The organism is Streptomyces sp. 891-h, assembly GCF_022760275.1.
Classification (GTDB): Bacteria; Actinomycetota; Actinomycetes; order Streptomycetales; family Streptomycetaceae; genus Streptomyces; species Streptomyces spirodelae.
Genome location: NZ_CP050693.1, coordinates 1,374,413 through 1,387,133 on the forward strand (window position 1 = coordinate 1,374,413; position 12,721 = coordinate 1,387,133).

At 73.7% G+C, this 12,721-nt stretch carries 1 protein-coding gene (only partly in view); it reads right to left on the minus strand.

The window, feature by feature from the left end:
• On the minus strand, positions 1–12,721 hold the 3' end of the coding sequence (locus tag HC362_RS06075) for a hypothetical protein (protein WP_243082897.1). 65,540 nt of this gene lie beyond the right edge of the window; only the last 12,721 of its 78,261 coding nucleotides appear in the window; its start codon lies off the right edge, out of view — the gene reads right to left on this strand; the stop codon is at positions 1–3.

Below are 12,721 nucleotides of genomic sequence, written 5' to 3' on the forward strand. Positions count from 1 at the left end.
TCAACGTTCGTCACGGCCGCTCCACATGGCCCACTCAGCGGCCTCCGGGTAGCGCAGGCCGCGTACGGTCGAGGGACTGCCAGGGACGCGGTGCCTCTCACTCCCGCTCCATGGGGTGACCCTCCACCACCGCGCCCCGCCCTCCTGACGGACGTGCAGCAACGGCGCCCCGTCGGGGCTCTGCGCGAGAGCCCACTCGGCGGTCACCCGCAGCACGTCCACCTCGTACCGCTCGGCGAGTGTCGCGTCCATCTGCCGCGCGCGAGCCGTCTCCGCCTCGGTCACGGCCGGCGGCTCCAGGATGACCAAGGTGTTCGCGTAGGCCATATCGAGCAGCTTGCCAGCATTCCTCGCCACCTCAGCAGTCTCGGCGTCACCATGCTGAGAGACGAAGAACACCGGAAAGCGTCCGAAGAAGGGACGCAACGACCGCCGGACCGCGGACCTGCTGCCCCGGTCGCCCTTCCAGATGACGGCCGCCTTCACCTTGAACAGCTCCCTGAGCAACGGACGGGTCCGCAGCCACACATCGGCCTCGGCCTCGCTCATCACCAGGCCTCGCTTGCCGACGTCTCGCTCTTCGACCGCGATCCGATGCCATGACCTGTCCGACGCCCGACGTCCCTCCACGGGTCCCCGCGTCATCTCGCCCACGTGACCGTGCCCACGGCTCCGCCGCGACTCCGGTCGCACCGCGCGGGCCTGCTCCGTCTCCCTCCGAGACCCGTCGGAAGCCGGCTCCCCGCTCGCCTTCGGCCCGCCCTTCGGCCTTTGTGCCTCGTCCACCGCTGCGACGGCTCCTTGCACCCCGGGGGGTGCGGGAACACGGCCGACTCCCTGCCGACCGGTCGGCGCCGGTGCCGGTGCCGGTGCCGATGCCGGTGTCTGTGTCGGTGTCTGTGTCGGTGTCTGTGTCGGGGTTTGTGTCGGGGTTTGTGTTGGGGTTTGTGTTGGTTTCTGCGGCTGCGCCTGCGCTTGCGTCCGCGCCTGAGCCTGCGTCTGTTTCCGAGTCGGCTCTGTCACGGACTCCGAGCCCGACTCGGACTCGGACGCGGACGGGGACGCGGACTCCGGCTCGGTGCCTGCCGTCCGCCCGGGCTCGGGCACCGGTTCCGGTTCGCGGGCGTGTCCGGCGACGGCGTCGGTCACCTGCGTCTCGGCAGGACCAGAGTGCTGGACGGCTTCCGGCCGCCGAACCGGCGCCGGCTCGGTCGTCGGCGCCCGGACCGGCACCTCGGCGGCGCCCTCCTCCCCCGAAGAGGACTCCGACTCCGCGCCGGAATCCGACTCGCCTGACGATTCGGGCACCGGCACCGGCACCGGCACTGGCACCGGCTCCGGGTCCTGCGGCCGCACCTGGTCCTGGGCGCCTGTGGAGACCGCCTCCGTCGCAGACGTCCCCGACGTGACGGCGTCGGTCACCGATGTCGGCTCCGTCTCGCCGCCCGTCTTCCGGGACCGCGCTTCTTCGCGTGCCTGTGCGCGTTTGAGCTCCCACGACATACCGGCTTCCACCACGTCGGCGGGCTCTGACGCCTGTCCGGGCTCCGAGTCCGAGCCGGAATCCGAGTCCGAGACCGGCTGCGTGTCCGAGACCGGCTCCGGTACGGTCGCCGCCGGCTCCTTCTGCTCCAGCTCCCGCCGCGGCTCCGGCTCAGCCGCCGGCTCACGCTCCGACCCGCGCTCCGGCTGGGCCGAGTGCTCGGGCCCGACCACCGGCTCGGGCTCAACCACCGGTGGCGCCGCCGACCCGGTCTCCGGCTCGTCCGCCTTGCCGGACGTGCGCTCGGCCTCGGCCATCCGTTCCTTCTCCGGTCCCGTGGGCTCCTGCTCATACGCCGACTGCTTCCGAGCCCGCAAAGCGGCGCGTGCCTCAGCCCGCTTCAACAGCGTCTCTTCCCAGCTCCGGTCGGTCTCCGGCCCGGAGACCGACTCCGGTTCCTGCACGGGCGCACGCTCGGCCACCGGCTCGGGCCCGGCCACGGGCGTCGGCTCGGGCTCCGTCACCGGCGTCGGCTCGGGCTTGACCACCAGCTCGGGCTCCACCACCGGAGTCGGTACCGACTCCGCCGCCCGTCCAGGCACCGGCGCCGACCCCGCAGCCGGATGCGGCACCGTCACCGGCTCCGCGACCGGACTCGGCTCCGTCACCGGCTCCGGCTCGGCCGGCGCCTCGGGGTTGCTCTCGGACTCCCACTCCGGTGCCGGCGAGGGTTCGACGGCGCCCTCCCGGACCTGTACGTGTTCGTAGAGCTGACCATGGGCGTCGATCTCGATGGTCCGGCTCAGCACCGCGAGAGTGGTGTCCCGGTAGTAGAGACCCTGCCGGGCTCCGAGTGCGCCGGGGCGGGCGGAGGAGTGCTCGCTGGGCAGCACCTCGTACACCACGCGGTGCGCGCCTTCGCGGAGGCGCCGCTCGGGCTTGCGTTCCGCCTCGTCCCGTTGGGTCCACACCTGGTGGGCCCGAGGGACGCGTACCGAGTCGATCCTGCCTGGCGGCGGCTCGCCGGGGTTGCCCCGCAGCCTGCCCTCCTGGGCGGAGACCCACCATGTCGTGGCCGCGATCGGCCGGCGGGACGCCAACTCCCGGCCTGCCCTCTCCTGGTGCTCGGGGATCTCCGCCCGCAGTGCCGGCAGCAGCTCTTCCACTGCCGCCAGCACGTCGTCCCAGCACGTCGAAGCCTGAGCGCTGCGGGGGCCGTAGGTGCGGCGCATCTCTTCCAGTGCGTCGAGTGCCTCCCGAACCTCCTTGTCGGCCATCAGCATCCCGGGCAGCTGTCCACCGTGGTCCTCGTGGTCGTCGAGGTACGCCCGGACCAGCCCTTCAGCGGTCAGTTGCCCCTCGTCGCTCCGCAGCAGGAGCCGATGGGGTCCGCTCAACAGGTGCACCGCGACCGCACCGGGATCGTCCTGCGCGTCGGGGGCGAACCTTCCGTTGCGCTGTAGATAGGCCCGGTCCCGTGCCGTGTGCGGGACGGGCGCATCGGGGGTGTTCTTTCCCGGGGAGAAGAGCGGGCGCGCCCAGTGGTGCAGTTGCGGTCCGGTGCCGAACTCGACCAGCGTCCGTTCCGCCGGCCCGGACCAGACTCCGGCCTCGTGGGATGCCTTGAGCACGTCGTACAGCGAGTAGGTGCCTGCGGAAAGCAGCCATGCCAGCACCGCGTTGCGGAAGCGCAGCAGAGCTTCGTGGTCGGGGCGGATCCGGAGCCGGTACTGCGTCATCAGCGCCCTGGGCAGGTGGCGTGCCCCGCTGACCACGCGCAGACGGCGCCGAGCGGCCTCCTCCTTGACGACGGGTGGCACCGGCTGCCTGTCCAGGTGGAGGTACTCGGCAAAGTGCGGCACCGCGGCGTTGGCGAAAAGGTTGAGGCTCGTGTCCAGTTCCGCGTCGTCGCGGACGGCTCCGGCACCGACGACTGCTCTGGCCGCCTCGCGGGCCACGGCGGCTGCCCACGGGTTCTGCCACATGGCGGCGCCCAGTGCGGTCTCGAATTCCTTGTCCCACGCCGCCCGGGTTCTGGGCTTCACCCCACTTCTGATCCACCTCGGGAGTTCGGTGCCACGCCCCAGGGCGAAGCCGTCCGTGGGCGGGACGGTGCCCGGCAGGAACTCCCGGACGGAGGGTGACGGGTTGACCGCGTCGGGGACGAGGCCGAGCTGGGGGCGGGACAGCTGGTCGCCCAGGCGGGCGACGGCCGAGGCGTCCAGCTCGTTGTCGGGGCGCAGCAGTCGGGATGTCGCCGTCGGGGCCGCTGTGGGGCGGGTGCTGCCATCGGCGAACCGCTGTGCGAACCCGGCAGCACCGTGTTCGAGCCCGGCCGTCGCGGGCCCGCCGCGGAAGAGGAGGACGGCGGCGTTGTCCGGCACGCCGTACGCGTGGAGTATCCGGTCGACGCCGCGGCCGAGTTCGAGGCCGCCGACGCGCTTGCGCCCGTAGCGGGAGCCGGCCCACGCCGTGTTCCCTGTGACCTCCAGATGCACGGGGACGCGTCGGGACCCGCCCGCCGGGAGGGCGGTGGCCGGGCCGGGAACGTCGGGAAGCCCGGTGTTCGGGTCGAGGAGCCGGTAGCTGCTCACCTCGGCGAGCCCGGCCAGTTCACCGGCGACGGTCAGGTGCTCGCCGACGGGGAGAGCGCTCAGTCCGACGGGGGCGCCCGCGTGCCGCACCGGGTACAGGGCCAGTTCCTCGTCCCAGGGCCGGCCGGACGGAGGCTTCGGGCGTTCGCGGAGGGTGACCACCGCGTACCGCACGCCGCTGCGCTCGTGGTGGCGCACCTCGATGGAGTGCACGTCGTACCGCGTCCAGTCGACGGTGATCGTCGTACCCTCGCCCGGTTCCGCCACGAACGGTGCGATCAGCCGCGCGGAGGACGAGGAGGCGAAGGCGGTCCCGTCGCTCTCCCGCTCGTCCAGCACCTGCCATACCACCGGGTGGTGCCCCCTGGGTTGGGCGCGGCCGGACAGGTTGCTCCCCAGTACGGCGTCCTCGCCCAGCACCGTCCCCGCCTCCAGCGGGGACCTTTCGACGATGCTGCGGGGCCCGCCGAGGGCGTAGGACGTCGGGGCGTCCACGGTGCCCGGCTCCCAGCTGAACCACCGCTCGGTGCCCCGCAGCGGCGGCAGCAGCTCGGCCTCGCGCGCCAGTTCCGCGTACCCGAGGAAGTCGTCCGCCCACTCCTCGGCGAGTCGCGCCGCACGGGACGCCAGCTTGTCCACGGCCCGCCGGAGTCCGGGGTGATCCGCGGCAGCACCCGCTGCGACCAGATTCCGGGCGGCGTCGAGGCGACGTGCGAACTTCTTCTCCCCTTCGAAGATGCCGGGCTGTTCCTCCTGCGCCGCGAAGGCCTCCCGCACCACGGTCTCGGCCGTCTCCGGCAGCCGGTCGCGGTCCACCAGAGCCTGCCGCATCAGCGCCCGGTCTGAGGCATTGCCCGCCATGTAGAAGGCGTGGACGTGCCCGGCGCGTACGTTGTCGAGCAGTTCCACCGACTCGTGGCGCAGGCTCCAGTCGAGGAGGGCGAGGCGACGGCCCTCCTCGTCCGGGTCGCCCTCGGCGCTGACGTGGGCGGGCCCGTCGGCGAGCCCGACCACGGTCGCGATGTCGCCCATCCGCTCCAGAACCCCCACGCTGAGGCGCGGGTCGGTGAGGTGGAACGCCTCGTGCGGCAGCCGCAGGGCCCGCCAGGTGCCGGTGCCGGGGCCGAACTGCTCCGCGGGGACGCGGCCGTCGGTGATGCGGTCCCGCAGGGCCAGCTCGGAGTCCAGCCACGCGTGCATCCGCGCCGGATCCATCGGCTGCTCGGGTATGCCCGGCAGTCCGGCGCGGCGGGCTGCCCGGAGGACGTCCGTAACCGGGCGCGGTCCGATCACCTCCGAGCTGGCCGGAGCGATCCAGAACGCCAGCACAGCCTCGGAGAACCTCTGGAGGTTCCCGCCCCGCACGTCGAGCACCCGGTAGAGGCGGAGCAGCCACTCGGCGATCCGGGCCGGGTCGTCCGCGGGCCGGCCGGAGAAGTCCTTGGCCTTCGCCGGCCGCTGGTCGCGGTCCGCCTTCCACACCCTCTCCAGCGCATCCGGATAGTGCGGATGCGCGTAGGTCGCACGGAGCAGCGCGCCCATCAGCTCAGGGAGCGACGCTGAAGACCTTGCGTCCAAGAGCCAGTCGCGGTGCGCCTCCGGCGGTGTGCGGCGTTCGGGGTCGGCGAACAGGTGCGCGGGGGTGGCGAACTGCTGTGCCCACCACGGTGACCGGGCGGCGTGCTGGTAGATCGCGCTCAGGTCTGTCAGCACGGCCCGGACCGATCCCAGCACCGCCTGGTCGTGTGCGAGCACCCGGGCCACGGCTTTCTGCCAGTCCCGGACCAGCTTCTGGTAGTCCTCCCGCACGTAGAGGGAGGGGAAGCGCTCCGGTTGCGGGGAAGCCGCCGCACGCGGGCCGTTCCACAGCTCAGGGCCGGGATAGCCGCGGCGCGGCAGGCCCGGCAGACGTGCGCCGACGACGCGCCGCAACTGGTCCGTGCTCCGGTCGTAGAACAGCAAGGACGTGGCTCGTCCGTGCTCGTCGAAGTCCAGGTGCAGTGCCGCGGCGCGCCCGTCCGCCTCGTCCGGTACGACGGAGACACGTCCCTCGGGCAGCAGCATGCCCTCCAGCAGGGGCACCTGCCGGACCACCTCCCGCACGCGCTGCTCGGTCTTCTCCAGGCTGTCGCCGGGGTGGCAGGACATCAGCGCCACCGCGCCGTACCCCTCGGCGACGGCCCGGCGGCCCAGCGCCACCACGTCGTCGGAGGTGGCCTCCTCCCCGACGAAGTAGGCGGCACGCAGCCCGCCCAGGTCGGGCATCCTCCGTTCGAACCCGACCGGAACACCGTCCGGGTCCTCCTCCCACGTGACGTACCGGTCGAAGTCGGGCAGCAGGGGCACCGCCCGCATCCGCAGCGCCTGCCGGCGCGGCAGGTCCCGGTCCACCCCGATCCAGCCGCCGCCGACGCCGCGGATGTCCCGCTCCACCGGCCGCGGCGCGCCCCAGCTCCTGCGCTGGACACCGGCCCTGGCGGCGCGTTCCGCCGCCTCGACCGCGGCCGGGCGCACCGCCGGCAGCGGGATGGTCTCCCTCAGTCGGCCGCGGACGATCCCGCCACGTACCGACAGCTTCTCCACGTCCAGCCAGGCCGGGCGGGCGTAGCGGGCCGTGCCGGCCAGGACCCGGCGGGCCCCGGACCCCTCGACGGCCACCAGCGCGAGGAGCGTCCCCGGCTTCTGCCTCGCCTGCTCGGCACGCAGCGCCCGCCGTGCCTGGCGCTCGTCCAGGTGCAGGCGGTCCTGAGTGATCCGGACGGTCCGCGCCGCGACGTCTCCGTCCGGGCCGACCGGGACCCGGCCGGCCCACCACACCGTGGTCTTCACCGGAGGCAGCATCTCCAACGCCGCCTGCCGCATCGCGGCCACCTCGGGGCGCACCGCGCGCAGTTCGGCGAGGGAGTCGTCCAGCCAGCGCAGCACGGCGCTCTGTGCGGTCTTCCGACGCCCGGAGCGCCCCGGCGCCCACGACGTGCGCGCCGCCTCGACGGCGTCGGCGAGCCGCCGGAAGTCCTGCCGCTCACGCAGCAGCTTCGGCAGCGCCGTACGCGGCCGCCCGCCGTCCAGCCAGTCGCGCACGCTGTGCCGCAGCGGCTCGCCCCACGCCGCACCCTCGTCCGTGAGGGGCAGCCCGGCCTCGTGCCACTCCTCGGCCAGGTGCAGCGCCGCCACGTGCGCGTCACCGAGAACGGCGTCGGTACGCAGCCCCGTCACCCGCCACGCCGGTGTCAGGCCGCGCTCCCGCAGCCGGTGCAGGAACGCCGTCTCGTGCGGCAGCGGCAGGCTGCCCACCGCCTCCGCCCAGGGGGTCAGCTCCTCCCGGACCCAGCCGTAGAACTCGCCCGCGTCACCGGCCAGCGCCGCACGCTCGGCGCTCTCCTCGGTGTCCGTACGCCCCGGCACGTCCACGCGGTGCCAGGCGAAGACGATCTCCGCCAGCGACGCCCTGCCCTCGGGCAGCAGCGCTGCGGCCAACCCCACGAGGAGCCCGCGCAGTTCGGCGGCGTCGACGCCGGGGATGTTCCGGTACGCCTCCAGCACGTGGAACGGCACCCAGCCGCCCCGCCCGTAGGGGATGCCGCGTTCGGCGAACAACTCGGCGTCGCCCGCGTCCCGTACCGACAGCGGAGGGTGCACGGGGGCCGGCTCCGGCAGCAGTACGGCCACCAGCGCCTCCACCAGTTCCGGCACCGCGGCCTGGTGCACGGCCGTCTCGTCGTCCAGCAGTGTCGAGGCGGCGCCTTCCACCGCTTCCACCGCCTCGGACGGGCCGGAGTGCGGCAGGTGTCCGCCGACCCGGAGCCCCACCTGGCGCACCGCCCGCAGCACGTGCTCACTACGCGCGAGCGTCCGGCCCGCCTCCCGCTCGAACGCGAACGGATCGTAGGCCGCGTCGCGGTACACGGCCGTGAGGTCTCCCTGGGACCCCCGCCGCCAGAACGGGCGGACCAGCCGGACCTGCTCCTCCTCGACGGTGGCACGCTCCCTCGGGGCGTGCCGCGCCCAACGCGGCTCGGGCCCACCGGGCGCGTCGACGAGCGACACGCCGGTCTCGGTCTCGTTCTTTCCCGGGGAATCGAGCCGCATCGGCACGTTCGCCGTGTAGACCACCGTGCGCCCCTGGTCGGCGAACCCCTGGCCCTGGCTGCTGGTGCCGGGCTGCTCCGCGTCCGCCTCGCACGCCCAGATGCGAACGGGCCCGTCGAGCAGCGGTCCCAGATACCGACCCACGGTGGAGGAGTCGAGGACGGCACGGCCGAACCGGGTGACAGCCTGGAACCCGTACTGGGCGGAACCGTGCAGCACCGCCACCGCGCTGTCGACCGGCCACTCGCCCTCCGCGACGGACAGCACCCCATCGTCCTCGGTGGTGATCCGGAAGCGCCGGGTGTCCAGCAGCCGTGGCACGGTGTCCGCCCACGACTGGTTCTCAAGCCGCCAATAGCGGCCGTACCAGTCGCGTTCGCTGTAGAGGGCGAGGCCGCCAGCGACGCGGCTCGTGCCGTCCGGACGGCCCGGCGCGGCCACGCGGCGCGTGACGAGCGGCAAGTCGCCCCGCTGCTCCGGCGCCGACGAGGGCACCTCCTCCTCGATCACCCGGTAGCCGGTCCGGCCGGTGCTGAGGTCGAGGAACGGTTCGACGGCGACGACGGTGAACCGGGTCCGCGCCGGGTAGAGGACCACACCGCCCGCCGGGTCCTGGGCGAACGGACCGATGTTGACGCCGGAGGAGCCGGGCGCGCCGCCTGTGGTGCCGCGCACCTCCCGCAGCAGCACCACGCTCTCCCCCGTGCCCGCGGCCGGGTCCGCGTCGAACAGGTCGGCCAGGGCGCTCTCCGGTCCGGTGGACAGTGCGGAGAACGCGTCGAGTACGACATCGTCACCCACCACGGGGACGTCCGTCGCGGGCACCGTCTCGGCGAGGTGGGCGGGCCGTCCGTGGACGGGCAGCAGTGCGAGCGCCTCCGCCGTCATCGCGGCGTGCGCCGCGATGTCCGCCCGCCATGCTGGGTCGTCCAGCAACCGGTCGGCGACGGCCAGGAGTTCGCCCAGCAGCGGGTCGGTCGCGGTGTCGGTGACGGCCGCAGTCGGCTGCCGCCGGACCCGCTCGGCCGCGCCGTGGAACGCCCGGTCCTCCTCCAGCAGCGACGGATAGCGGTGCCGGCCGGTGACGAACTCCCGCCGTACCGCGTCCAGGGTGCGCTCCCGCCGCCGGTCCAGGGCCGCCGCATCGTCCCCGTCCCCGAACAGCACCCGGTTCCCGGGCGCCAGATACAGCGCCGCCAGATGCCCCGGCTTGAGGTTGGCGCGCACCAGCGACGGCTTGCGGTGCGCCAGCACCCACTCCTGCCACGCGGCGCGGCGCTCCCCGTCGCCCAGCGTCCAGTGGTGAACGCCCGACGCCGCGCCCGTCAGCCGCCGCACCGTCTCCACGGCCTCGGCGGGCACCAGCCCGCGCCGGGTCACCTGCCGCCAGTACGTCTCCTCGTGCGGCAGCCGCAGCGCCCGCCGTGGGGCGAACGCCCCGTCCGCCCAGCCGTGCAGACTGGCCGCGTCCACCGCGTACGGATCGGGCTCGTTCTCGTCCCGCAACACCTGCTGGGACGCCACCAGCCCGTCCACCAGCGTGTGATCGCCCTGGGCCACGCCCACGGCCACCAGTGCCTGCCGGATCAGTACCAGATCGCCGTGGCCGAAGCCCAGCGCCCGTGCCACCTGGAGCAGGCGCCGCACCTCCGCGGCCGGGCCCTCGGACAGCAGGTGCCCGAGGCTCTCCAGCCGGGCGCGCTCCTGCGCGGTGTAGGGCTCGGTCTCCGGAACTCCCGTGGGCACGCCCGTGGTGTTCAGGTCCGGCCGCTCCCGCCACAGCCCGTCCAGCGTCAACGACTCGTCCGGATTGCCGTAGGCGGCCAACGCCACCATCGACACCATCACCTTCAGCGCCGTGGGCCGGAATTCCCACTCCTTGAGCGCCGCCCGGAACACCTCCTGGCGGCCGTCCACGACGAACGCCTCCGCGGCCTTCTCGCGGGAGACGCCGCGGTCCCGCGCCAGGCGGTCCCACAGCCGCTCGGCGAAGTCCCGCACCGCCAGGCCGAGGTTCAGCTCCGGCAGCAGGGCCTCCCCGAGGCCGGGCTCGTACCGGCGCCGAGCCCGCACGTAGTCGTCGTGCGCCGACGACGAGCCGTGCGTGGTGCCGACCGGGGCCGGCCGGTAGAAGGCGGGGTACCGCACGGGTGCCCCGCCGGAAGCGGGGGTGGGGATGGGGGCGGGCTGTGACAGTTCCGTCCACGGGTCGGCGCCCGTCAAGAGGCCGCGCCCGCTGCCGTCCCTTCCCAGCTCCGCTGCCGTACCCCCCGGCCCGGCCGCGGACAGGGTCGCACCCTGCCCGGTGCCGGCCGCCTCGCTCATGCCGCTCTTCTGCTGACCGCTGCCGCCCTTCTTCTTCCCGAAGGGAAGCTTCCACCTGCCCAGTGAGGACTTGGAGCCGCCGGACGACTTCTTGCCGCCGCCGGAAGCGTCCTTCTGGACCGGGCCGCTGCTGCCCTGGGACGGTCCGCTGTCGTCCGGCAGCGGCGGTTCGAGGGCGCCGGGGAGCGGGAGGTACGGGTCGATCTCCTCCACGATCACGTGGACGTACGGGCTGCGGCCCGAGCCGGCGGCCGGCTCGATCATCCGCGCGAAGACCACCCGCAGCTCGGTGTGCCCCGCGTACCGCACCATGCCGCCGGGCACCTGCGGCGCCTGCGACTCCAGCACGTCGAACACGGCCCGCACACTGCCAGGCCCGGCGGCGTTGCGCGGGTCGCTCGCCGCGTCCAGCGCCGTCTGCTCGTCGGTGTGCCCGGCGTCGAAGGGCCGCGCCTCGACGACGCGCACGCGCTCCCACGACTTCGCGGGCAGCTGGCCCAGCATCCGCACCCGTACCGGCTGCCGGTCCGGCCGCGACGCCAGCTCCACCAGCGCCTCACCCGCCATCGCCCGGTCCAGCGGCGACAGCCGGCCGGCGTCGCCCGCCGACTCCAACCGCGCCAGCGCGATCCGGTACGCCAGGCTCAGCCCCTCGAACTCGGGCAGCTGCCGCTCCTGCGGCGTGGCCGTCTGCTCGTACACCACCTCGTGCGGCAGCCGCAGGCGCTCCAACAGGGCCGGGTCCGTCGTCCGCTCCCGCGGGCGGGACAGCTCGTCCAGCCCCCGGTACAGCTCCGCGCCACCGCCGAACAGCGCGGCGGCCTCCCGCGCGTCGTTGTCGCCGTTGAAGCGGCCCCCCATGTACTCGGTCGCCAAGTGGAGCATCTCGTAGAGCGAGTTCCGGTGCCGCATGTGCGCCAGTACCGCCTCACGGAACAGCGACACGTCACCTTCCGCATGAGTGACGGTCTCCCTGAACTGCTCGATGGGGGGGAGTGCCGGCGTGCGCCTGCCGGTCACCATGGGAACGCCTCGCTCCGCGCGCCATCTGTCGACCGCGGCCTGCTCCGCCGCGTCCGCCGGTCTCGGCGCTGGAATCGCCGCGGGATAGACCGAGATCACCACGAAGAGAGCCATCACCTGGTGCAGGTCGGCCCGCGACGCGGGGTCGGCCAGCCGCCGCACCTCCGTATCGAGCCGCTGCGGGTCGGTGCTCTCCGGCAGCGACAGTGCCCGCGCGACCCTCCTGTGCAGCTCGTCGTCGCGCCTGCTCTTGTCCCACACGGTGCCCAGTCCGCGCTTCGCCACCGCCAGCACCTCGGGGTCACGCGTCCACACCTCGACGACGGCGGCCTCGTACCGCTCGGCCGCCTCCATCCAGCCGGGCAGCCGGTACAGCTCCTGCGGCAGCTCCGGCCGCCCGGCCGCACTGCGCGCCACGTCCCGCGACTGCCGCGCCACCTCCTGCCCGGTGCGCGGCTCGTGGTGCTTCCACTCCGCCGCCGCTTGGCCCGGCTCCCGCACCAACTGGAGAGCGTTCGTGCTGCCACCTCCTCTGACCCTGACCGTCGGGGCGTCGACACCGCGCCGCATCGCGTCGGCCACCTGCGTGGCGGCGGACGGCTTGACGAGTCCGCCCCCGTCGGCCGCCGTGTAGCAGGACTGGGCCACGATGCGCGGACCCGTCATCTGACGACCGAGGAAGAGGCCCCACCGCCGGTTGTCGAAGGTCTGCCGCCCGAAGGGACTGTTGCCCTCCGTGGCCCAACCGGTGCCGTGAGCGCCGTAGGAGACTACTTGGGAGGCGACACCGGCCCAGGTCGTCGGCGTGCTGCCCACCGGGGTGCGGCTCCAGTCGACCACCGTGTACGCGGTCGCCGAAGGGATTTTCCCCATGGCACCGGAAAGCACATACCAGTCGAGCGTGTCGAAACCGGCGAGGTGTCGCGGCCTCCCCTGGGCGTCGGAGAGCGGACGGAAGACGATCTCCCGCTGCCACGCGTTCTTCGGCAGCGGCTTCTCCACCTCCCGGGCCGCCGCCCAGAGGTACTCCACGCCGTCGATCACGCCGAGGACGGGCGTCTCCATCAGCTTCGCCCTGGTCGGAGCGGAGTTGACGAGCTGCCCCGAGGCGGGGTCCGCCGCGAAGGGTGAGATGTCCACGCCGGTGGAGTTCACCAGCGGCACCACCGCCATACGGCGCCCCGCGGCAGCGGCCTGGCGCAGGGCG